The sequence below is a fragment of the Alteromonas sp. 4NH20-0056 genome (genome assembly GCF_057539655.1).
This window is the reverse complement of sequence record NZ_BAAJLS010000005.1, coordinates 100650-122702: the sequence shown is the minus strand read 5'-3', so window position 1 is coordinate 122702 and position 22053 is coordinate 100650. Positions and strand designations below refer to the sequence as shown.

Sequence of the window (22053 nt, the reverse complement as noted above, 5' to 3'; positions counted from 1 at the left end):
TTATAAAGTCTATACTTAATATAGGGTCAACACATATCGATGACGTTTACGTGCAATGAGTAAAACTGGGGCATTAACTAACAACTTCTAATGCCCCAAATGTCGCTAATTCTTCCTGCTGTGCACAATTCGATATAAAACTGGTAAAACTATCAATGTAAGTAAGGTAGAAGATATTATCCCGCCAATAACTACCGTCGCCAACGGACGCTGCACTTCTGCTCCCGTTCCCACATTAAGCGCCATTGGCACAAAACCAAGGCTAGCAACCAGTGCCGTCATCAGTACTGGCCGCAAACGCGTTAATGCACCATCAACAATAGCGTTAATTAACTCTCCTGTTTCTTCTAGTCTTTGGCGGATAAACGACAACATAACCAAACCGTTAAGCACAGCAATGCCAGACAGCGCAATAAAACCAACGCCTGCTGATATAGACAAGGGCATGTCTCTCACCCACAGCGCAAAAATCCCACCCGTTAATGCTAAAGGAACGCCAGTGAAAATTATTAGTGCATCTTTCACCGAGCCAAAGGCAATGACTAGCAATGCAAGAATTAAGAAAAGCGTCGCTGGGACAACAAGGCTCAATCGCTGACTCGCACTTTCTAACTGCTCGAACGTACCGCCATAATCAACCCAATAACCACTTGGCAATACGACATTTTTTGCTATTTGCATTTTTGCTTCAGTAACAAACGAGCCTAGGTCGCGCTCTCTTACATTCGCCGTTACCACAATACGGCGCTTGGCGTTTTCTCGGCTGATTTGACTGGGTATGCTGGCATATTCAAGCGTTGCAACTTCTGCTATAGGCACATAATCACCATTCCCAGTCATAATAGGTATGCTGCCTAGCGTATCAAGATTATTGCGAATATCCTCTGAGTAGCGCACGACTATCTCGAATCGCCTGTCGCCCTCGAATATCAAGCCTGCTTCTTCGCCGCCAATCGATGCGCTTAACCAAGTTTGCAAATCAGTGACATCCAAATTATAACGCGCTAAAGCATAAGGCTTGGGGTTCACAGTAAAGATAGGAATTTCATCAACTTGCTCAACGCGTGCATCCGCAGCGCCGGGTATATCTTGCAGTACCGCTAATATATCACCGGCTGAATCGCGCAGTTTATCTAAATCATCTCCATAAATTTTTATGCCTAAGTCGGCTCTAACGCCACTAATTAATTCGTTAAACCGCATTTGTATAGGTTGAGTAAACTCGTAATTATTGCCGGGCACGTTTTGAAGCTCACGCTCCATTTGCTCGACAAATTCGGCTTTAGATAAAGTAGGATCTGGCCATTGGTCGTTAGGTTTCAACATCACAAACGTATCGGTAACATTTGGCGGCATCGCATCTGTGGCAACTTCTGCCGTGCCGGTTTTAGCAAATACAGTGCTCACTTGTGGGTACTGCATAATGACGTCTTCAAGCCTTTTTTGCATATCCACGGCTTGCTCTATGCCAGTGCCGGGCACTCGCATAGCGTGCAAGGCAATATCACCCTCATCAAGTTGAGGAATAAATTCAGAGCCAAGTCGCATGCTTAGCCAAACGCTCACAACAACCAATAATGTCGCTGAGCCTATTACCAACCAACGTAGTTTAAGCGACCATAAAAGAACCGGACGATACACCGATTTCGCCCCAACTATGATTGGGCTCTCTTTTTCACTGACTTTACCCGACATAAACATCGCAACGGCTGCTGGCACGATAGTGATAGAAAACACCATCGCAGCAAGTAATGCCAAGATGACGGTGGCCGCCATCGGGTGAAACATCTTTCCTTCTACCCCTGTTAAACTGAAAATAGGGATATATACAATGGTAATAATCATCACGCCAAAAAGACTAGGTCGTATTACTTCGTTGGTTGCTTCATACACGACTTCAAGTCTTTCCTTGATGGGCAGCACTGAGCCAGTTCGCCTTTGCGCTTCACTTAAGCGCCTGATACAGTTTTCAACGATGATAACCGCACCATCTACAATTAACCCGAAGTCTAGCGCCCCTAAGCTCATTAAGTTTGCGCTTACGCCTGTTTGCACCATCCCTGTTATAGTGGCGAGCATAGCGAGCGGTATCACAGCGGCGGTAATAATAGCTGCTCTTATATTCCCAAGCAGAAGAAACAACACCACAATCACCAGTAATGCGCCTTCAACGAGGTTTTTACGGACGGTATTGATGGCTTTATCTACCAGCGCGGTGCGATCGTAAACAGTTTCTAATACCACACCTTCGGGCAAGCTAGCTTGGATTTCATCCACTTTGTCAGCCACTGCCAAGGCCACAGCACGACTATTTTCACCAATGAGCATCATGGCAGTGCCTAAGACGGTTTCCTTACCCTCCCGTGTCGCAGCACCCGTTCGAAGCTCTTTACCAATAGCCACTTCGGCAATATCGTTGACGGTCACTGGAGATTGATTAGTGAGTGTCACTACGACATTACCAATATCTTCAATTGTGGCCAGCTGCGCTTGAGAGCGCACCAGTATTTGTTGACCGTTATGTTCGATGTACCCGGCACCTTGATTGGCATTATTTCGCTCCAATGCCCGCAACAGATCGTCAGTGCTCACACCATAATTAAGCATACGTTGAGGATCAGGATTCACATGATATTGCTTGGTAAAGCCGCCAATAGCGTTAACCTCAGTGATACCTTTTACTAAAGCGAGTTGAGGTTTCACCACCCAGTCATGCAGTTCTCGTAGCGCCATCGCATCAAAGTCTCTGCCATCGGATGTCAATGTGCCCGGCTCAGCGCTGAGCGTGTACATGTAGATTTCACCCAAACCCGTGGCAATCGGCCCCATTTCAGGCTCGATACCCTCGGGTAGCTGACTTTTGATAATGCCTATCCGCTCATTAATGAGGTTTCTGGCAAAATACAGGTCGGTGCCTTCTTCAAATACGGCGGTCACTTGAGACAAGCCATAACGAGAAAGTGAACGGGTATAATCCAAGTTTGGCAAACCCGCTAAGGCGTTTTCTACCAAAAAGGTGATGCGTTGTTCAGTTTCAAGCGGCGAATAACCTGTTGCTTGAGTATTGATTTGAACTTGGACATTGGTGATATCGGGTACGGCGTCAATGGGTAGCTTTTGATAACTAAATAAGCCAAAACCAATGACTAAAAAACTCAGCATCAAAAATATACCGCGCCTGTCTATTGCAGTGCGAATAATGGAAGCTAGCATGTTAAGCCTCCCTTAAAACCTTGCAGTAGCAAAGATGCATATTCGGGTTTTATTGAGGCATTAATGGTCATGACCGGCCTCCGATTTTTCCAGATCTGCTTTGATCAGGTAACTATTGGTAGCCACCACACGCTCACCTATTTCAATGCCGCTTATGACTTCAATATAGCGACCATCAGTTACACCGAGCTGCACGGGTCGTGGTTTATATTCATTATCATGATTAACAAATACTACTTGCTTGTCTTCATACTCTTGAATAGCAGTCACAGGCACCATATGACTCACGGCCTTGGTGGCTGTCGTTACCTGCGCTTTTACCAAGGTGCCTAATGGCCAATAGCCACTGCTATTGTCAACAGTGACATTGGCAAGCGAATGCGGACTACTATCGGCAGATGGCGTAAGGTAGGCAATTTCAGATAGCTGCTCAAAGTTTGCATGCCTTAATTCAACAGCTTGTCCGACCTTAATTTTGCCGAGGTGCTGCGAGAACACGGTTAATTGTGCCCACACATCCTTGTAGTTGGCTAAGGAAAATAGTACTTGTCCGTTTGATAACTCACCATTGTTGGCATGCCGAGCTATTACGTTGCCATCAAATGGAGATGTAATTGAGTAGCTTTTTAAACTCTCATTTGACTCTACGACCGCTAAAATATCTCCTTTTTTAACTGTGTCGCCAATGTTGACTTTGACATCTTTGATCACACCGTCAAAACGCGCCCTAATATGACTCAAAGAAGCAGGATCTGCACTTATTCGGCCATAAAGTGTGGTCGAAAGTGCAATGTCGCCAGCAATAACATTTGTGGTGGTAATCCCATTTTGCACAGCAGTCTCGTCGCTCATCGTAACGACTTCACCAGCGTGTTTATCATCCTCTTGAGAATCACCGCTTGCGTCTTTGTCTCCCGCGCTCACAGTCCCATGTATCGTCATTAGCGTGATGCTTAAAACGAGTACTTTTAATATTGTGAATGTTTTTAATTGAGTAAATTTATTCATGATCGTTACTTCTTATCGAAATGTTTGATGGCTGCTGCATAGTGATGTCGTGCGCTAGCTTTTTGGAAGCGTTGCTCTTTGCAGTATCCGTTTTTGCAGTGCTGCTTTGTGAAGCCTTAAGTGCGAGACCGGTAAGCGTTTCAATTTCTGTTTTGCTTAGGTGCACTTGAGACGCCGCCTCAATTAATGTCAGGCGCGTATTTAAGAACTCTTGTCGAGTAGATACCCACTCCAAATAGCTAAACCGGCCATCTAAATAGGCGCTCTCGACTAAATCCAAGGCTTCTGTAAGAGGCGGTATGACAGTTTCTTGGATAGCGTCAACCTCTAATAATGCGCGGGTGTGCTCACCTAAGGCTTGATTAACTGAATGTAAAAGACTGCGCACATTACTCTGTTTTTGCACCTCTATTGCATCAAGGCGAGCTTTTTGCGCCTCGTATTCACCTAGGTTTCGTTTTTGTTGAAACAATGGCACGCTGATCCCGGCTATTAAAGCAGTTTCATCAATACCTTGTATTCGTCGAACACCCGCTGACCACTCAATGTCAGCTCGATTATTGGTTTGCACTAATCTAAGCTGCGCTGCTTGAACACGGCTTTGTTTTGCGAACAAGTCTATATGCGGACTGCTTTGGATAGCGTCAGAAAGCATCTCGAATGACCCAATGTCTTGAAACGCAAAAAGCCTACCTTCCACACGCTTAAAAGTGGGCGTTTGTTCGCCCCACATAATGGCAAGACTGCGCAATGCAAATTGAAGACCTTCTTGAGCTAATTTAACATCGAGTTTTGCTTGGGCTAGCGCTGCTTGGGCGCGTTTTTGCTCTAGCAATGGTGACGCGCCTGCATCAACGCGCTTAGAAACTGCGTTATAGGTATAGAGTGCAAGTGTCTCTGCATCGTTTTGCACGTCTAAGGTGGCTTGCAATACAAGTGCATCGATGTACCGACGATTCAGCTCGCCAAGGACATCCAATGTGCGTATTTTCTTTTCCACCTCTTGTTGTATTTTACGCTCAGAGAGTACGTCCAATCTTGCGCTAGGCTTGTCGTTGAGCTGTAGTACAGATGACAAGGTCAAACTGACTTCGAGCTCCTTAATGCCCGACACCTCGCCGGTTCCCATAAAGTTTTCTAATTCAATCCCAGCATTCAGTGCGGGTTTAAGCGCGGCAGTTTTTGATTCACCGTCAATCACTCGCTGTCTAAATTCAAACTCATACAAACTTGGATTATTGGCAAGTGTAAGTCTGATTGTATCTTCAAGGCTCAGCGTTTCTCGTACGGGCGCTTGAACACCTTCATCTAAATAGCGACTAGTTTGCACCGCTTGTGCGGCAATTGGACTCAATGTTAAGCCCAGCATGCAAGCAAACGCAATGGCGCGTGCATGCACAAAAATATGAAACATTTTCATTAGAATATCCTAATAATTTATCAATATTCAGTGACGCGCTTTTTCTCAGCGAGACACTATCGAAAGCGATATTAGGATAGTGTTTTGGGTGGGCGTAGTAATCGGTTGATGGGTGCGTCGATAATCGCATCCAAATAATTAAAGTTGTGGGTAGACACCACAGATTGTAGATTGTTGATGTCGTGCTGGCCTAACCACTGCGCATGCGTACCGTGGCAGTGGCCACAATGATGGCAATCGGCAGGGTTATGGTGATCTGCTTTTGCTGACTCACCAAGCACTTTAGTTGGCATATCATTTGAAGCTTGATTGTGCTCTGAATGCTGATGTTCATGTTGCAAATGTTGTGTGTCTATTGCATGAAAATCTAACGAATTGGCCACAGCAGAAAACGACTGAAAGAGTATCAGCGAGATCATGATGTAACTTATTCGTTTTAAATTTTTCATAAGTGCCAGTCTACCAAGCCTATTTCACTTCGTCACGACATTGTTCGTCAGCAAATTCCAGCTCTACTGTAGTATGTTCAAAGTGATATTTGGCTAATGAGCTTTGTATGCTCTCTTTTAATGACTGTATGTGCTCAACACTGACTTCTCCTTCCAACACAAGGTGGACAGTCATCACATTGCGCTCTCCGTCTAAAGACCAAATGTGAAAATGATGGAGGTCGCTTATCTTATCGTTTGCAAGCAAGTCGTTTCGGATTTTTGACATTTGCTCTTCATCTGGCGTTGCCTGTAAAAATAGCATCAGGGTTTCTTTTAGGTTACGAAACACATTGAAGAGGATGAACAAAGTAAAGCCAATGGACAGGATGGGATCTAAAATCGCCCAAGGCTTAAACATTAAGACGATGGATATAATAAATACTGCCACCCAACCGAGAACATCTTCTAGCAAGTGCCAATTAAGCACTCGTTCGTTTAATGACGTTCCTTCGCTTAGTTTATAAGCGGCGAAACCGTTTACTGCCATACCAAAAATAGATAAGGCTAACATCCCCTCTACTTGGGGCATTTCAGGCTCTGCTAAACGAGGGATTGCTTCAAACAATATCCAAATAGAGCCTACCGTGAGCACTAAACCGTTAATCAACGCGCCCAATAAAGAAAAGCGCTTATATCCATATGAGAAGGTTTTATTAGCTGATTTATCGCTAAGCTTATTCAATCCCCACGCTGTGCCAATTGACAAACTATCGCCGAGGTCATGCACCGCGTCTGCCATGATAGCGGTGCTGTTGGTCAGCCAACCACCGATAAACTCGATGATGGTGAACACCACATTTAAAAAGAACGCCCAGCCAATGCGCCTTGATGCATCGTCTGAATTTCCATCTGAGTGCGTATGGCTATGTGAATGATTATGACTGTGCATGTTTGATCTTATCCAAGATTACTTTATTTGCTTGTGAAATAGGCATGGGTTTAAACGGGCATACATTTGCCCCGCCCGTATTGCCCTCTGGCAACAAACCGATAGCCGTTTTAGTAACGGCACCAATCAGCCTGAAGAGTTGCCCGAAGACTTCTTTAAAGTCCTTACGTTTTAATCCAAACTTGAGCATTTCATAGTGCACTCGGGTATGGTGATAAGTTGAATGCTGACCAATCACATGTGCATCTTCCAATGCTTTAAATCCAGCCTTATCATCTTTGTCTGTAAATGACTTATGTGCTTCGTTTAATTTCTGGGTTATGTAAGGCTTTGCTGCTTGTGTAAAATTCATAACACTTCTCCATTAGATGCGCTGTTATTATGAAGTTCTTGCTTAGCATCTTTTAAGATTAAGACTGCACCTCGCAAAACGATGATTGAAACAATAAAGCCAATCACTAAATCGGCCCAGCGAGTGTCAAATAGATACACCGTCACGCCCGCTACAATGACGCCCATGTTGGCAATAACGTCATTCGCCGAGAAAATCCAACTCGCTCGCATATGTACTTCGCCGCTCTTCTGTTTTCTAATGATTGCTAAACATATAATGTTAGCGATTAAGGCAACAAAACCCATCCCCATCATTAACAATGACTCGGGGTCACTGCCTAATATCGAACGACGAGCAATATCAAATAAAATAATAAGGCCTAGAATCAATTGAAAATATCCGCTAATTTTTGCGGCGTTTGCTTTGTGAGTAATGGTTTTACCCACTGCATAAATACCAATGCCATACACAACCGCATCCGCAAGCATATCCAGTGAATCTGCAATAAGCGCTGTTGAGTCAGCCAATAACCCTACACTCATTTCAACGACGAACATCACGGCATTAATGCCTAACAACCAATACAACACCTTTTTTTGTTCTTGGTCTTTGATTTCAATGTCGCACCCACAGCCACTCATAAAAACACTCGCTTTACTGAATCATGACACAAGTGTAAACTCTATACTTGGTATAGAGTCAAGCGTGTCAGGTAAAGAAACATGAAAATCGGACAGTTAGCAGATAAAACAGGCCTAAGTATTCAAACTATTCGCTTTTATGAACGAAAGGCGTTGTTAGCAGCACCACAGCGCACGCAATCGAATTATCGAAGTTATTCGGACGAAGCACTAAAGCAGTTGCTGTTTATTAAGCAATGCCGTGCACTAGATATGACGATTGAAGAAATTAGTTTAGTACTAGAAACACGAACTAACCCAGAAAGCAGTTGCGAAAACGTCAATACCACAATAGACAAACATATTGATGATATTAAGCATCGAATATCTGAGCTAAACGCTCTACAGAAAACACTTAAATCCATACGAGCCGCTTGTAACGACGATAAGAAAATCAAGGAATGCGGTGTTTTGCACAGAATAGACAGCATTGTAGATTCGCACTGCCCTGCAAAACGTAACGACTGAGCCTCAATGACTCGTTCGCTAGCGAACGGTATAACAAGTTGTTGCCTCACGATAAATAGTATTTCCAATGAAACGCTAGTTTTACCGATTGATTTATAAAGTTACATATCCTGAAATCTATTTAATCCTTGAGCCATCCGCACAATTTCTTGATTTTCCAGTGCCAGTAAGTTGTCCAAAAGTTCTTTATGATGAGGGATTACAGCCTGCTCTCTTAGATAAGAATAAAGTGCTATCACTTCTTGATGTTGTTCAATTACGATTGCTGCAATCTCTGAGTCTGCCTTTTGTTCAAATGCGCCGTCGCAATGATCGTGTAAAACTATTGGATTCTTTTCCAAATATTCTATAAAGAGCGTTTCCAACTCTCCAGATTCCGCTTTTACTGAAAATGATTTAATAAGCGCTGCTAAATGCTCCTCATGAGCAATCAAGTATTGCATTGCCATTTTTGAGCGCTCAGAATTATTTGGTTCGCAATGCGTGAGGCAGCTTGCTAGTTGTTTATGTAAATCCATGGTCCACTCTAAAATATCTCTTACACTTTCTATTTTCATACTAACTCTCGATATCCCGCACAGATTAAAAAGGCTCCAGACAGAAATTTAAATTAAATACCGCTTAAAATCATAACGGCTAGATTACAGTTGCATTACAAATTTGTCAGATCCGCTCGTTTATATGGTATTTCACGTTGGGTCACTTTGAATTAAAAATTAAGCCATGAATACGTCACCACTTATTCGCTTATTTCAATTAAGAATGAGGCTAAAACTCTCATCTAAGCATGACTACTCATAGTCGGACTGCTTTTTGCACTACTCTCAAATAAGATTAGGAGAGAGTGACTATAAGGACATTAAGTTGTGCTCTACTTCCCAAGAACTAGGCGTTTTGACTTGATTTGTTGTAGAAGAGCGATTTTTTATTTCTGTAAGGTTGATTGCAATATTTACCTACATATGTGAACTTTTTACTCGATATTGACGGGGTTTGAGCAACGTTATGGACGCAAATAAAACAGATAAAGGATTACTTGGTGCATTTGTAAAATGCGCTGCGTGCCTCGCTTTGCTTGTTTTATCATTGTCTAGTGTTGCATGTGAGCCTTCAAACAAAAATGACGCAACGGTCAATTTCATTGAGTCTGCAACGACTCAACATCAATCTGACAATATGCAACATTTGGAACATTCGCAACACTCGGAACATCAAGATCATACAGAGTGCGACGGTAAGTGTTGTGACGGTGTTTGTGAGTGTAAATTAGGCTCGAGCTCTAACCTTTCATCAATGGTTGCACCTGTTTTGAAATCAATCAATGCACCATCTTTTTCAAACTTTTATTTCTTCAATTTTTATCATTTCTACTCGGGGTTTAGCCTCCTGAGGCCGCCTAAACTCAACTTCAATTCTTAAGCCGTTTGTCAGGTTAATACCTGACAAACATGTAGACAGTGCAGCGTATCGCACATATCGCTAAAGAAGTGAGGTTCTTATGAATAATCGAATGAAGCAACATAGGCGCATTTTTTTGAGAAACGCGGCTTATGCCACTGGTGGCTTTGCCCTGCTAGGTCAGATGAGAGCACCTTGGGCTTTCGCAGAGGGTTATAGCAATAGCAAAAATGACAACAGTATTGCAGAGGTAAACTACGGGGATGCAGTAGTAAGTGGAAAAAACATCAACATGACAATTTCTCGCCAGCAAAAGAAAATTGCCGGCGATGTTGCAAGCCCTATTACCATCAACGACATATCACCTGGCCCATTGCTCCGGTTAAGAGAAGGTCAGCAAGTTAAGATTCATGTTACCAACGAATTACCAGACAGCACGTCTATTCATTGGCATGGTTTTATTCTCCCATTTAACATGGATGGAGTACCTGGCGTTTCATTTCCTGGTATCGAACCTAACTCTACGTTTACCTATGAATTTGATATAAAACAAAACGGCACCTATTGGTATCACAGCCACTCGGGGCTGCAAGAGCAACTGGGGCACTTAGGCCCTGTCATCATTGACCCTTCCGACGGTGACATAGGTGCAGACAGGGAACATGTCATTCAATTAAGCGATTGGACCTTTGAAGATCCACACGATGTGTTCAGGCATTTGAAAGTGGCAGAGGGTTACTACAACTATCAACAACGCACCATAAGCGACACTGTTAAAGATATTAAAAAGCAAGGTTTTGTTAATACAGTAAAAGAAAGAGCTATGTGGGCGAATATGCGGATGAATCCCAGAGATATTCTCGATGTAACAAGCTCCACATATACATATTTAATGAATGGCAGAGATGCTCAAACCAACTGGACTGCGCTCTATAGGCCCAATGAAAGCATTCGATTAAGGCTCATAAATGGCTCCGCAATGACGTATTTCGATTTTCGTATTCCGGGCCTCGAAATGACCGTGGTGGCTGCTGATGGACAACCAATAAAACCCGTTAAAGTCGATGAACTTCGAATTGCGGTTGCTGAAACCTATGATGTAATTGTAAGGCCAATCGGCACGACTACATACACTCTTTTTGCAGAAAGCATGGACAGAAGTGGCTTCGTTCGTGGAACGCTCAGTACTGAACTTGGAAAAGAAGCGCCTGTACCAACATTGCGTGAAATGCCAGAGCGTGGCATGGCGGCCATGGGGATGAATTCAGATATGGCCGGGATGGAAGGCATGAACAAGCAATCTAATAAGCCAATGAATAAAGAGGGGTCTTCTGAGTCATCAATGGACACAATGAATGACCATTCATCGATGCATACGCGAGCGCTCCCGGTAAATAATATTAATATAGAGCATGATGAGGAGGGTCATGGACCCGGTGCAAGTATGCTTGCAACAAACCCTACCAGTCGACTTGATGAGCCAGGCATTGGCTTAGAGGACGCAAAACATCGGGTACTATTATATAGCGACTTGACCGGCGCTGAGGAATGGCCCGACACCAGAGAGCCGACCCAAACTATTGAATTACATCTTACTGGCAATATGGAACGTTATATGTGGTCGTTTGATGGACTCAAATTTAACGAAGTCGATGGCCCTATTCATTTTAGGTATGGCGAACGAATTCGTTTGATTTTAGTGAACGATTCTATGATGAACCATCCAATCCACTTGCACGGTATGTGGATGGAGTTAGAAAACGGGAATTATCCGCCCCCCCGAAAACATACGATAAGTTTAAAACCCAGCGAAAAAGTGTCGCTCTTGATAAGCGCAGATGCCCCCGGAAATTGGGCATTCCATTGTCACCTGCTCTATCACATGGATGCGGGCATGTTCAGAATCGTATCAGTCTCGTAGGGGAAATTATATGAAAAACACGTCTAAAATTTTCAGTACTTTACTAATTGGTCTTTGCGCATCGTCTAATGCGCAAGAGATTCCATCAGATTGGCCGAAACCAGTCGAACAGTACAACACGGGCATGATTTTATTTGACCGTTTTGAATATACACGCACAAACGATGAAGAAAACATCGGAGTGTGGGACATGATCGGATGGTACGGCGGTGATACCTATCGCCTTTACTTCAAAAGTGAAGGCGAAAACAAGCAAGATGATGGCGAACCAACAGATTTAGAGCGAGCTGAGCTCCTTGCTAGTAAATTAATTGCGCCATTTTGGGAATTTCAAGCCGGTATTGGCACAAGAGGACTGCTAAGTAGCGATACGAGTATGGAGCACTATGCCGTCATTAGCTTGTATGGGGTTGCTCCTTATCAATTCGAAATGGATAACTCCATCGTGATTAATGAGGATGGTGATGTCAGTTTCTCAGTAGAAGCCGAGTATGAAATAAGAGTAAGCCAAACGTCATTCTTACAACCGAGACTTGCCCTTGCTGGTTCGCTTTCAGAATCTGAAAGGTTTGACCGCCCCTCTGGCTTCAATTCGATACGCTTAGGTTTGCGATATCGCTATGAGTTTGCAAGAGAATTTGCACCATACGCAGGCATTTATTGGAGTCGGAGTCTCGGTAATAGCGCTGATATTGCTCGAAACAAGGGTGAGTCGGTAAGTGAAACTGGTTTCGTGGTGGGTGCTCGATTCTGGTTTTAAGCGCTTTAAAAAGGAGCAATCAATGGAAGTAATTATTCAGTTGATGATAGCTTTAGTCGCAATAGGCCTCGCTACGACGAGTCATTTTTTAAGCCTCAGAGCGTTAAAGAATTACGTTGTTAGCTCAGACCTCTCTGCATACTTAAAGCTCATTGCAGTAGTGTACGGCATAACCTTTAGCCAGTTGATAGCTGCCTTTTGGTTCGCCGTAGGGTTTCTGTTATCTATAGAGATCGGTCTAGGCGATTTGCAGGGATCAAGTTCTCTTTATTTTATTGAAATTTATTACTTCTCACTCATTAACTTAACCACCTTAGGACTAGCTCAACTAGAGCCAATTGGGCATTTAAGTTTCTTATCAGGTTTGGAGGCAATGACGGGCTTTTTGCTTGTTAGCTGTTCGGCCTCTCTAATATTTAAAACAATGAATCAGTCCTAGAAGGACAGACAGGATAACGTGATGACTAAATATACAAAATTTTTAGCAATGATCTTTACATCAACTGCGGCCATGCTGTTAATGATGTATTTCAATACATATGCATTTGACCACATTTTTTTTAGCGAAACGCGGTTTTACATGGCTATCTATATGGGCTCAATAATGGCAATCATTATGTTGCTATTTATGCTTAACATGTATGAGAACAAAGCCAAGAATTGGACAATTTTGCTAGGTAGCGGACTCATCTTTGTGATCTCACTGTACTTAGTCCGCTCTCAATCAACCATCGCTGATGAAGCGTGGATGAAAGCAATGATACCGCATCACTCTATTGCGATTTTAACTAGCGAGCGAGCCAATATCTCAGATAAGCGAGTCCTCAAGCTAGCAAACGAAATCATTGCGGCGCAAGAGCGAGAAATCAAGGAAATGAAATGGTTACTAGAGGACATAGAGAAGAATGGTGAAGTAAAAACTGAAGCTGAAGTTGAAAGTCGTCAAGTACCGGATTTCAGTCAAAAATAGACACGCCATTGGAAAATTACAAATTACTTATAGTTAGGAGAAGACCATGGAATTAAGAGCAAAATTATATCGAATGCATACAGATGAACACATTTGTCCCTATGGCTTGCGATCTAAAGACCTACTGGAACGAGAAGGGTATCAAGTAGAGGACCACAAGCTAGCAAGTCGTGAAGAAACCGATAAGTTCAAAAACGAACACGAAGTAGAAACAACCCCTCAAACGTTTATCAATGGAGAAAGAATCGGAGGGTATGACGATCTACGTGAATATTTTGATTTAGGGGAAGCAGGACAAACGGGCACCACCTATACACCTGTCATTGCAATATTTTCAGTTGCATTGTTAATGGCACTAGCAATCGCATATGCCTTTGTTCAAAGCAATTTTTTCATTCAAGTTATAGAATTATTTGTTGCATTTAGCATGAGCTTATTAGCGATTCAAAAGCTTAAAGATCTCTATAGTTTTACGAACTCCTTCATCACCTATGACTTACTCGCTATGAGGAATATACGCTACGGCTACATTTACCCCTTTGCCGAAGCGTTCGCTGGAATCGGAATGCTCGCAGGCCTGTCTGGTTATCTCGTTGGCCCTGTCTCTCTATTTATCGGGACAGTAGGCGCGGTTTCAGTATTCAAAGCGGTGTATATTGATAAGCGTGAACTCAAATGTGCATGCGTGGGCGGTGATAGTAACGTACCGCTTGGCTTTGTATCACTCACAGAAAATCTCTTTATGATTGCCGCAGGGTTATGGATGCTCTCAACCGCAATGATTTAAAGACGGTGGAGACATATTTAAAGCTTTAAAAACAAAATAGATTTGTGTCTCCACAAAATAGTCTTTCTTAAACCGCATTTTAAGGAATATTTACAATGAGTTCTCACAACGAAGATTATGAAAAAGGAAGCTTAAGTTTAACCGGTACAATAGCGATGGGCACTGGCGTAATGATTGGAGCAGGAATATTTGCGCTCACCGGTCAAGTCGCGGAATATGCAGGTTCGCTTTTCCCGCTGGCATTCATCATAGCCGCCATTATTAGTGGATTTAGTGCCTACAGTTACATCAAGGTTTCAAACAAATATCCATCTGCGGGCGGGATCGCAATGATATTAAAAAAGGCCTATGGACCAAGTGCCGTGACCGGAGGTGCCGCATTATTAATGGCACTTTCAATGATTATTAATGAAAGTCTGGTGGCCCGAACGTTTGGCACGTACACCCTTCAGTTATTTGATGTGCAAGAAAATAGCATATTAGTCCCAATACTAGCTATCGGACTCATCATTTTTGCATTTGTTGTAAATGTTGCGGGTAACAAGGTAATTGGAAGTGTATCCAAGGTTACAGCCGTTTTGAAAATTGGCGGCATATTAATTTTCGCCCTTGTAGCACTCTGGGCAGCAGGGTTTGCTTTTCAACCCGCTAGCGCTGATGTAAGTGCAAACTCCTCTGCTAGTGGATTTTTAGCTGGGACCGCATTGGCGATTTTAGCATACAAAGGATTTACAACTATCACCAATAGCGGCGACGAGGTGGTCAACCCAAACAAAAATGTTGGGCGAGCCATTATAGTGTCTTTATTAATTTGTTTGGTTATCTATTTATTAGTCTGCTATGCCGTAGGCTCCACATTAACGGTCGAACAGATAGTTGCAGCTAAGGACTACGCACTCGCTGAAGCGGCTCGTCCCGCTATCGGACAGTATGGTGTTTGGTTTACGGTGGGTATTGCAATAATAGCGACCGCATCGGGTCTACTAGCCAGCGTTTTTGCGGTTTCGCGTATGTTGGCAATGTTGACAGATATGAATTTGATCCCCCATCGGCACTTTGGTATGCCCGGTAATATTCAAAAACATACTTTGGTCTTTACTGTAATTGCTGCCGGACTACTTGCCGCTTTTTTTGATCTTTCAAGGATCGCATCTTTAGGAGCCATTTTTTACCTAGTAATGGATATTATCATTCATTGGGGCGTATTAAAGGTACTTAGAAAAGACGTTGGAGCAAACCCACTGGTGTTGATCACCGCAATTATATTAGATGCTGTTGTTCTTCTCGCATTCATTTGGATCAAAGGCAGTGATGATTTACAGATTATCATCATTGCTGGCATTGGCATTGTTGCCGTTTTTGCCTATGAGCGCTTTTTCCTCAGGCATAAGCGCGAAGATGATGGCGATGAAGGACATGCCCACGATGGCTAGAATGAAAAAACTTTGAGGATATAGTGCGGGAAATGTACGTTTATCGGCCTGAACATTCTATAAAAATGAATCAGTCCGATAGACGTGTGGATAGGAGCTCTACTAGTTACACCTTCACAGATATTGATTGCTTAATTTCACTCGGCTCGGTCTGGTTATTACCATTCACTTTATTCGCCTCCGCAATGGCGCTCTCTTCAGCTTCTTTCTTTTTACAGTTGGACGTTTCTGCTTCTGCTTCTGCTGTTTGATGATTTTTTTCCAATTTGTCATTCACAATCGGTTGATAAACTGGCGTGTTGTTAGAAATCTGCATTGATAATGTCTCCTTAAGATTAAAAAGGTTTTGACCGATGTTTTAAGTCTTTTTATTTAGAGCGCTTGCCCTGATCAGTTGTATGGCAGCTCCATGGCTTATGTTTGGCATTTTCGCGAATATTTTCGTCAACAAATTGATAATAGCCCTCTTTAAAATGCGTCCACCAATCGTCCGAAATGTCGGCTCTGTGCGTTCGAACTATATTCTCGATGCCATCCAGTTCACAATGCGTCGCATCATAACCAATATGAAGCGTGTTGGATGACTCTTCAAAAGACACTGCATCAACGCCGATGGTTGAATCTATATCTCTGATAATTAGGTCTAAATTGTCCGCAGTCACACCCGTCAGTCGAAGGTGACGAATTACTAAATTTAATTCACTCACACCAACTCTATGATGTTTGTTACTCATTGTTTTCTCCTGCCTATAAATATATTGATACCTTCGACCATCGCGTTTTACAAAAAACGTTAATTGCCATATTGTAGATTTGAACTGCTTAATTTAGGGAGCCAAGCAGGCGTGTTATCTTTGTATGCTAAATAACGCTCCCCAAATTCGGCTATCGCAGCCTTTTCTTCACGTTTCGCTAAGCGAATATAGACTAGTGTCAATATTGGAAACATGATCAATGTCGGGATGGTGGGCCATTGCAATAAAAAGCCAAACATTATGATAATAAAAGCTAAATACTGTGGATGGCGACATCTTGCATACCAACCTGTATTGGCAAGCGAATGGTTTTTCTGCGCATGATGTAGAACGTTCCACGCAGAAGATAAAATAAAGAAACCAGCAACTATGAGTACATTGCTAATAATGTGCAATATGCTCCAATGGGCATCCCCCTCAAGACCTGAAATCGTTTGGAGCAAATGTCCATTTTCATGTGCAAAAAAATCTGTGTTTGGGTAAAGCTCTGTTAACCAGCCTGACAAAAAATAGATGGTGAGTGGAAACCCATACATTTCTGTGAACAAAGCAAATATAAAAGCGGAAAAGCCCCCAAGCTTCTCCAATCGGTCTTTGATTGCGGTTTTACAAAGCTGAATGCAAAAAATATAAAAATGGCCGAATTTATGAAAACTAAGCCCCACAGGCCATAGTCGGATTCACCGTGCATCGTTTTCTCTCTTTTCTTCGATGTTTGTAGTTGTTTTCTGTTGAGGCCTTTCTTTGAACGTCATTTGGTCCTCTTCTGTCTCTTTTTGCTCGTTATTATGACGACCGTGCCCGTGACTCCCATGCATAAAAAAATGCATAAAGGGGCAAAGTAACAGAATCAGGTAAGGCAAATATGGCCACACATGCTCGCCATGCTCAAAAAATAAAGAGTAACTCGCAGCAGCAATGAGTCCCAGTGCAGCCCAGCCAGAGGGCGTTTTCCAAAATGACAAATTTGAATTGCTCATATTTATTTTCCTTTTTGAAAGCTAACGAATCATTGAACCGTTATCTTCCCTTTATACATTTGCATTTGACAGTGAAACGCGTACTCACCTGATGGTAGCGCTGGAAGTGATATAACTGTCTTCTTATTTAAAGGTAGCCGTTCTGAAATATCTAAATCGGGTATTGATAGCATTTCTGCGCAGGGAGTCGCATCAGCTCGATGAAATACTATTTGTCTTTCTTCATTCGCTCTGATTTTGATGTGTGCTGGTTGGTAAATACCGTCTTTTACCAAGACCTCTAACGAGCCTTCAGCGATACTAATATTGTGTGCTTTGTACAACCAAAACCACCAGACGATTAGAACAATAAGCGCAATTCCTACAAGGTTGATCCATAGCATCATCACAATCTCCTAATGCTCTTTTGCTTTAAACAATCGCAAACGATTGGCGTTGGTGACGACTGTTAGTGATGAAAACGCCATCGCAGCACCAGCTATTACTGGACTTAATAAAAGACCGAAAAATGGATATAAAACACCGGCAGCGAATGGAATACCCGCAACGTTGTAAATAAATGCTCCGAATAGGTTTTGCTTAATATTGGTTAGAGTGGCTTTACTCACCGCAATTGCGTCAGCAAGGCCATGAAGAGAGCCCCGCATTAGCGTAATGTCAGCGCTTTCAATGGCTACGTCAGTACCTGTACCTATTGCAAAGCCTACATCTGCGTGAGCTAGGGCGGGTGCGTCATTAATACCGTCACCTGTCATACCCACAATTTCTCCCATCGTTTGATACTCAGCTACTTTATTTGCTTTTTCCTCAGGCATAACTTCAGCCACAAACTCTGTGATACCTGCTTTTTCAGCTACTGCTTTTGCCGTTGAACGATTATCGCCAGTTAGCATTACTACCCGAATTCCATTGTTCTGAAGGCGCTTTATTGCATCAATAGAATCAGTTTTGATTGGGTCGGCAACTGCAATTACTGCAACAAGTGATGAATTAACCGCAAAATACATTGGGGTTTTAGCTTCAGAGGCTAAGCCTTGGGCTTTTTCGACGTAGTCGCTAATGTCAATATTTCGCTCTTTCATTAGCTTTTCGTTACCGAATAAAAGGGTATCGTCCTCTAACATCGCTTCCACTCCTTGCCCAGCAATGGAAGAAAACTGAGTCACTTTCTTAGGTTCTATGTTTTTTGCTTTGGCACTTTCAACTATCGCCATTGCTAGGGGGTGCTCTGAGCCAGCTTCGATACTCGATGCGAGCATTAGCACTTGTTTTTCATTTTGACCGGGTGCTAACAATACATCAGTTACCTTAGGTGCTCCCTCGGTAATAGTGCCTGTTTTGTCTAGAATCATCGTAGTAATTTTACTTGCTGTTTGCAGCGCTTCGCCGTTTCTTATCAACACACCCGCTTCTGCGGCTTTGCCTACTCCTACCATTACTGACATCGGTGTCGCTAAACCAAGTGCACATGGACAAGCGATGATGAGAACTGTTGTTGCCGACACAATTGCGTAAGCAATAGCTGGAGAAGGCCCAAAGTTTAGCCAAACTAGAGCGCTTATTACGGCGATGATCATAACAACGGGCACGAAGTAAGCTGAAATGATATCGGCTAAACGTCCTATCGGAGGCTTTGAATTTTGAGCGCGTTTTACCATGTTGATAATTTGAGCAAGCGCCGTATTTTTGCCTACGCGCGTTGCCTTAAAAATAATTGAGCCTGATTTATTAATCGTACCAGCGACGACTTCTACCCCCTCTGTTTTTTCTACAGGCATCGGCTCACCGGTCAACATAGATTCGTCAACTGTGGAGTGTCCTTCTACCACCACGCCGTCTACTGATATTTTTTCACCTGGCCTGACTCGAATAAGCTCATCGAGCAATACTTGTTCTATTGGAATGTCTTCATCTTTATCGTTTCTAATAACACGGGCTGTTTTAGCTTGCAGGCCAATTAAACGCTTAATCGCTTCTGAAGTCTTACCTCGCGCTTTAATCTCAAGAGCTAAGCCAAGATTGATTAAACCAATAATCATTGCAGTCGCTTCAAAATATACGTGTCTTGCCATTAGGGGAACCACATCAGGAGCAAACACAACCACCATTGAGTAAAGCCAAGCAGTTCCTGTTCCGAGAGCTATTAATGTGTCCATATTCGCAGAATGATTTTTAAATGAATTCCAAGCGCCCACATAAAAGTGTTTACCCGCAAAAACCATTACGCCAAGAGTCAGCAATCCGACGGTTAACCAAACGAGTCTTTCTGTAGTAGTTGTTACTGTCATTTCGCCAACGACCAGACTGTAAATCATCAATGGCACACCAAGCGACAACGCAACGGCCATTTCGCGCATTAATTTTTTGTAGTATTGCCAGTCGGCTTTTTCTTTTTCGTCCAGAGCTTCTTGCTCAGAATCGCTGTCGTCTAATTTTGCTTTGTATCCGGCTTTTTCCACTGCTTCTATAATATTTGAAACCGATGTATCTCCAGTTACCGTGACAACACGCTGAGCGAAGTTCATCTCTGCTCGTTTAACTCCAGGCAGATTGTTTAACGCCGCCTCAATTTTGTTGACGCAGCTGGCACAACTGGCTCCTTCAATTATAAATCGATTTTCTGATAGATTATTGGGCTCTTGGTTGGTTATGTCTTTGACCGCAGGAGTTTCGCTCGCAGATTGGGCTTGCTTGTTACAACAACAGTTATTCGCTGTCTTTTCGGTAACTTTTTCAGTTGCTGTCATTTAGACTCCGTCGTGTTATTGGCGCGTTTAACTTTTTTCTGTGCTCTGTATTTGTATAGATTCATTTTTTTTTGACTCTAATTGCATAGTAATTAGGGGCAATACGGGAACAAGACAAAAAGCAATAAGGTTGCTTTTATATTAAACATAATTTTAACGGTGTAAGATGCTAGGAACACGGCACTGGCATTACAGTTTGATTACTTTTCTGTCATTTATGAGATAAATATAATTGGTATGCGCAAAAACGACAATGTGAACGGCTACTAATTGACTAGAAGACTTTTAGCTAGAAATTGGACTCACCCAACATTATGAACATCTTTAGGCTATTATTCGCGAGAAACGAGGTCATGAGTAATCAATGATGTAGCCCTGAATTTTAAATTAAATTACCACTGACTACGCACAACTTTTTGCGCTTCGAGATAAATATTGATAAGTGAAGATTCACAAAAATGTATCATACTTTGTGGACGTTTCGACTGGCTGGATTGCCCAAGATAGCGGACGGATCTGTTTAGATGAATTTTATCCCTTCAGAGCGATAAACAGACATCAGATGGTCAGCTCGGGAGAATAGACCCCTAAAGACAAATATTAGAAATTCAGATTTGAAAATTCGGGGCTGGCCACACTTCGTAAAGCAGAAGCTCTAGACTCAATCAGATTTGGCCTGATGAGGCGTAAATTTCTTGATTAAAGTTAATTATGCACAAAATATAGGATCTGTAATTGCGATTGTTGATATTGCCCCAACTGTATTAGTAATCCGAATTGTAGGTGAAAAATAGTTTGAATAGTAATATTGAACATTTGGAAAAAACTCTTCCAGAGGACTTGACCATTTCACTCAGGCAGTTTGAGAGTGAAGAGTTTGCAAAAAAATTTGGAGAAACTTGCATATATATTTTGAGCGAGCTCTCCAAACGTTTCAATTTGTCTAATTTGGACGGAGTAACGATTGCTTATGATTATTCGAGTGAGGTAGCGGCAATAGATCGAGGTTCTAATGGTTTTGGTGAATTAAAACCAAGCACTGGTGATATAGAAGGAATCGCAATGGCTCCCGCAGTAATGCGAGACGGTAAAATCAAATCTCATCTTATATTAAATGCTAATTATCTAGTTCCTATGCTAGATTTTAACGGAGAGCATGTAGAAAAAGGTATAAACGTAATCGCACACGAGTGTGCGCATGTAGAATCAAATCACGCATTTTACGACTGCTTTCCAGAATATTCATACGGTAAAATAATTCGTAGCGTAACCGAATATCTAAGAATACTTGCTGGTCAGGCATCTTGGGATGAGTATTTTGCAACAAAGCTTTCCGCCACGATCGGAGACAGTGATCCAAAAGCTTTTCAAGAGACTTTTTTACGTGTTCTAGATACATCCGAAAAATCCATTCACTCAGTTCTTATTGACTACCAGCAACATCATGATGTAACTAAAGGTATCGAAGAAGTGGGAAACGCAGTTATTGAATTAATGAAGTTTGCTTCATATATGATTGGTGACTGCATAGGTAGAAAAGAAAACCCTTCAGAAATACCAAATGTAAAAGCAGCATTGGATAAAAGCTGGTTCTCACCTTATTTTTTCGAGTTGGTTAACTCTCTTAACGCACTCGATGAAGACTATCCTAATTGGCCTTCGTTTGAACCTTTTGAACGAGTTATGAGGCTTTACGATACCGTTTTAGCCCACTATGGTGTAGTTGTAGAAAGTAGCGATTCAGATTCACCTTACGTTCATTTTTATAAAATGCCATTTTATGATGATTACTTATAACA

The 22053-nt window shown here is 42.4% G+C and carries 21 protein-coding genes and 1 pseudogene; 8 read left to right on the top strand and 14 right to left on the bottom strand.

The genetic code is table 11. From position 1 onward, the window contains the following. Window positions 1-105: 105 nt before the first annotated feature. The 7 genes from AC27EZ_RS11030 to AC27EZ_RS11000 all read right to left on the bottom strand — a co-directional run bounded on the left by AC27EZ_RS11030 (window position 106) and on the right by AC27EZ_RS11000 (window position 7996). Window positions 106-3213 carry an efflux RND transporter permease subunit gene (locus AC27EZ_RS11030; RefSeq protein ID WP_487135362.1) on the bottom strand — a complete coding sequence of 1036 codons (3108 nt, stop codon included), beginning with the start codon at window positions 3211-3213 and terminating at the stop codon, window positions 106-108. A gap of 60 nt (window positions 3214-3273) precedes the next feature. Further along, window positions 3274-4221, bottom strand: a complete 948-nt coding sequence (locus AC27EZ_RS11025) for an efflux RND transporter periplasmic adaptor subunit (protein ID WP_421131513.1) — start codon at window positions 4219-4221, stop codon at window positions 3274-3276. Beyond that, window positions 4214-5641, bottom strand: coding sequence for a TolC family protein (locus AC27EZ_RS11020; RefSeq protein WP_421131514.1), 1428 nt, complete (start codon window positions 5639-5641; stop codon window positions 4214-4216). The genes AC27EZ_RS11025 and AC27EZ_RS11020 overlap by 8 nt, the downstream gene beginning before the upstream one ends. A gap of 71 nt (window positions 5642-5712) precedes the next feature. After that, window positions 5713-6090: a hypothetical protein gene (locus tag AC27EZ_RS11015; protein WP_032094209.1), complete on the bottom strand. Its 378-nt coding sequence runs from the start codon at window positions 6088-6090 to the stop codon at window positions 5713-5715. 19 nt (window positions 6091-6109) lie between these two features. Further along, window positions 6110-7021 carry a cation diffusion facilitator family transporter gene (locus AC27EZ_RS11010; protein WP_421131515.1) on the bottom strand — a complete coding sequence of 304 codons (912 nt, stop codon included), beginning with the start codon at window positions 7019-7021 and terminating at the stop codon, window positions 6110-6112. Then, window positions 7008-7373 carry a DUF3703 domain-containing protein gene (locus tag AC27EZ_RS11005; RefSeq protein ID WP_421131516.1) on the bottom strand — a complete coding sequence of 122 codons (366 nt, stop codon included), beginning with the start codon at window positions 7371-7373 and terminating at the stop codon, window positions 7008-7010. The genes AC27EZ_RS11010 and AC27EZ_RS11005 overlap by 14 nt, the downstream gene beginning before the upstream one ends. Next, window positions 7370-7996: a cation efflux transmembrane domain-containing protein gene (locus AC27EZ_RS11000; protein ID WP_487135361.1), complete on the bottom strand. Its 627-nt coding sequence runs from the start codon at window positions 7994-7996 to the stop codon at window positions 7370-7372. The genes AC27EZ_RS11005 and AC27EZ_RS11000 overlap by 4 nt, the downstream gene beginning before the upstream one ends. Window positions 7997-8077: 81 nt before the next feature. On the opposite strand from AC27EZ_RS11000, the gene cadR reads away from it, so the two are divergent. Continuing rightward, a complete protein-coding gene (cadR, locus tag AC27EZ_RS10995) occupies window positions 8078-8503 on the top strand; it encodes a Cd(II)/Pb(II)-responsive transcriptional regulator (RefSeq protein WP_421131518.1) in 426 nt (141 codons plus the stop codon). Window positions 8504-8604: 101 nt separating this feature from the next. Here the strand turns inward: cadR and AC27EZ_RS10990 are convergent, their stop codons facing one another. Continuing rightward, a complete protein-coding gene (locus tag AC27EZ_RS10990; RefSeq protein WP_421131519.1) occupies window positions 8605-9060 on the bottom strand; it encodes a hypothetical protein in 456 nt (151 codons plus the stop codon). Window positions 9061-10001: 941 nt separating this feature from the next. Here AC27EZ_RS10990 and AC27EZ_RS10985 point away from each other — a divergent pair. The 6 genes from AC27EZ_RS10985 to AC27EZ_RS10960 all read left to right on the top strand — a co-directional run bounded on the left by AC27EZ_RS10985 (window position 10002) and on the right by AC27EZ_RS10960 (window position 15772). Then, window positions 10002-11822: a copper resistance system multicopper oxidase gene (locus AC27EZ_RS10985; RefSeq protein ID WP_487135360.1), complete on the top strand. Its 1821-nt coding sequence runs from the start codon at window positions 10002-10004 to the stop codon at window positions 11820-11822. A gap of 10 nt (window positions 11823-11832) precedes the next feature. Further along, window positions 11833-12582 carry a copper resistance protein B gene (locus AC27EZ_RS10980; protein WP_421131521.1) on the top strand — a complete coding sequence of 250 codons (750 nt, stop codon included), beginning with the start codon at window positions 11833-11835 and terminating at the stop codon, window positions 12580-12582. Window positions 12583-12604: 22 nt separating this feature from the next. Next, complete coding sequence (locus AC27EZ_RS10975; protein ID WP_421131522.1) at window positions 12605-13021, top strand: two pore domain potassium channel family protein; 417 nt, start codon at window positions 12605-12607, stop codon at window positions 13019-13021. Window positions 13022-13042: 21 nt separating this feature from the next. After that, window positions 13043-13552, top strand: a complete 510-nt coding sequence (locus AC27EZ_RS10970; RefSeq protein WP_032094218.1) for a DUF305 domain-containing protein — start codon at window positions 13043-13045, stop codon at window positions 13550-13552. Between the two features lie 46 nt (window positions 13553-13598). Further along, window positions 13599-14339, top strand: a complete 741-nt coding sequence (locus AC27EZ_RS10965; protein ID WP_032094219.1) for a MauE/DoxX family redox-associated membrane protein — start codon at window positions 13599-13601, stop codon at window positions 14337-14339. A 95-nt stretch (window positions 14340-14434) separates the two neighbouring features. Beyond that, on the top strand, window positions 14435-15772 hold the full coding sequence (locus AC27EZ_RS10960) for an APC family permease (RefSeq protein WP_487135359.1): 1338 nt from the start codon (window positions 14435-14437) through the stop codon (window positions 15770-15772). A 106-nt stretch (window positions 15773-15878) separates the two neighbouring features. On the opposite strand, the gene AC27EZ_RS10955 is transcribed toward AC27EZ_RS10960, so the two are convergent. The 6 genes and pseudogenes from AC27EZ_RS10955 to AC27EZ_RS10930 all read right to left on the bottom strand — a co-directional run bounded on the left by AC27EZ_RS10955 (window position 15879) and on the right by AC27EZ_RS10930 (window position 20254). Beyond that, on the bottom strand, window positions 15879-16088 hold the full coding sequence (locus AC27EZ_RS10955; RefSeq protein ID WP_421131524.1) for a hypothetical protein: 210 nt from the start codon (window positions 16086-16088) through the stop codon (window positions 15879-15881). Between the two features lie 52 nt (window positions 16089-16140). Next, entirely contained in the window at window positions 16141-16506 is a 366-nt protein-coding gene (locus AC27EZ_RS10950) for a cation transporter (RefSeq protein WP_421131525.1), read from the bottom strand. A 59-nt stretch (window positions 16507-16565) separates the two neighbouring features. Further along, window positions 16566-17218 (bottom strand): annotated as a pseudogene (locus AC27EZ_RS10945) (methyltransferase family protein). Next, the gene (locus AC27EZ_RS10940; protein ID WP_421131526.1) at window positions 17208-17507 is read right to left on the bottom strand and encodes a DUF2933 domain-containing protein; all 300 of its coding nucleotides are present in this window, start codon (window positions 17505-17507) and stop codon (window positions 17208-17210) included. The pseudogene AC27EZ_RS10945 and the gene AC27EZ_RS10940 overlap by 11 nt, the downstream one beginning before the upstream one ends. A gap of 29 nt (window positions 17508-17536) precedes the next feature. Continuing rightward, complete coding sequence (locus AC27EZ_RS10935) at window positions 17537-17893, bottom strand: cupredoxin domain-containing protein (protein WP_421131527.1); 357 nt, start codon at window positions 17891-17893, stop codon at window positions 17537-17539. A 9-nt stretch (window positions 17894-17902) separates the two neighbouring features. Continuing rightward, entirely contained in the window at window positions 17903-20254 is a 2352-nt protein-coding gene (locus AC27EZ_RS10930; RefSeq protein ID WP_421131528.1) for a heavy metal translocating P-type ATPase, read from the bottom strand. A gap of 795 nt (window positions 20255-21049) precedes the next feature. Between AC27EZ_RS10930 and AC27EZ_RS10925 the strand changes: the two genes are divergently transcribed. Next, window positions 21050-22051, top strand: a complete 1002-nt coding sequence (locus AC27EZ_RS10925; RefSeq protein WP_487135358.1) for a hypothetical protein — start codon at window positions 21050-21052, stop codon at window positions 22049-22051. The last annotated feature ends 2 nt before the right edge of the window (window positions 22052-22053 follow it).

Coding starts and splice junctions, on each gene's coding strand:
- AC27EZ_RS11030 (WP_487135362.1), bottom strand. CDS start 3,213: ATGCTAGCTTCCATTATTCGCACTGCAATAGACAGGCGCGGTATATTT.
- AC27EZ_RS11025 (WP_421131513.1), bottom strand. CDS start 4,221: ATGAATAAATTTACTCAATTAAAAACATTCACAATATTAAAAGTACTC.
- AC27EZ_RS11020 (WP_421131514.1), bottom strand. CDS start 5,641: ATGAAAATGTTTCATATTTTTGTGCATGCACGCGCCATTGCGTTTGCT.
- AC27EZ_RS11015 (WP_032094209.1), bottom strand. CDS start 6,090: ATGAAAAATTTAAAACGAATAAGTTACATCATGATCTCGCTGATACTC.
- AC27EZ_RS11010 (WP_421131515.1), bottom strand. CDS start 7,021: ATGCACAGTCATAATCATTCACATAGCCATACGCACTCAGATGGAAAT.
- AC27EZ_RS11005 (WP_421131516.1), bottom strand. CDS start 7,373: ATGAATTTTACACAAGCAGCAAAGCCTTACATAACCCAGAAATTAAAC.
- AC27EZ_RS11000 (WP_487135361.1), bottom strand. CDS start 7,996: ATGAGTGGCTGTGGGTGCGACATTGAAATCAAAGACCAAGAACAAAAA.
- cadR (WP_421131518.1), top strand. CDS start 8,078: ATGAAAATCGGACAGTTAGCAGATAAAACAGGCCTAAGTATTCAAACT.
- AC27EZ_RS10990 (WP_421131519.1), bottom strand. CDS start 9,060: ATGAAAATAGAAAGTGTAAGAGATATTTTAGAGTGGACCATGGATTTA.
- AC27EZ_RS10985 (WP_487135360.1), top strand. CDS start 10,002: ATGAATAATCGAATGAAGCAACATAGGCGCATTTTTTTGAGAAACGCG.
- AC27EZ_RS10980 (WP_421131521.1), top strand. CDS start 11,833: ATGAAAAACACGTCTAAAATTTTCAGTACTTTACTAATTGGTCTTTGC.
- AC27EZ_RS10975 (WP_421131522.1), top strand. CDS start 12,605: ATGGAAGTAATTATTCAGTTGATGATAGCTTTAGTCGCAATAGGCCTC.
- AC27EZ_RS10970 (WP_032094218.1), top strand. CDS start 13,043: ATGACTAAATATACAAAATTTTTAGCAATGATCTTTACATCAACTGCG.
- AC27EZ_RS10965 (WP_032094219.1), top strand. CDS start 13,599: ATGGAATTAAGAGCAAAATTATATCGAATGCATACAGATGAACACATT.
- AC27EZ_RS10960 (WP_487135359.1), top strand. CDS start 14,435: ATGAGTTCTCACAACGAAGATTATGAAAAAGGAAGCTTAAGTTTAACC.
- AC27EZ_RS10955 (WP_421131524.1), bottom strand. CDS start 16,088: ATGCAGATTTCTAACAACACGCCAGTTTATCAACCGATTGTGAATGAC.
- AC27EZ_RS10950 (WP_421131525.1), bottom strand. CDS start 16,506: ATGAGTAACAAACATCATAGAGTTGGTGTGAGTGAATTAAATTTAGTA.
- AC27EZ_RS10940 (WP_421131526.1), bottom strand. CDS start 17,507: ATGAGCAATTCAAATTTGTCATTTTGGAAAACGCCCTCTGGCTGGGCT.
- AC27EZ_RS10935 (WP_421131527.1), bottom strand. CDS start 17,893: ATGATGCTATGGATCAACCTTGTAGGAATTGCGCTTATTGTTCTAATC.
- AC27EZ_RS10930 (WP_421131528.1), bottom strand. CDS start 20,254: ATGACAGCAACTGAAAAAGTTACCGAAAAGACAGCGAATAACTGTTGT.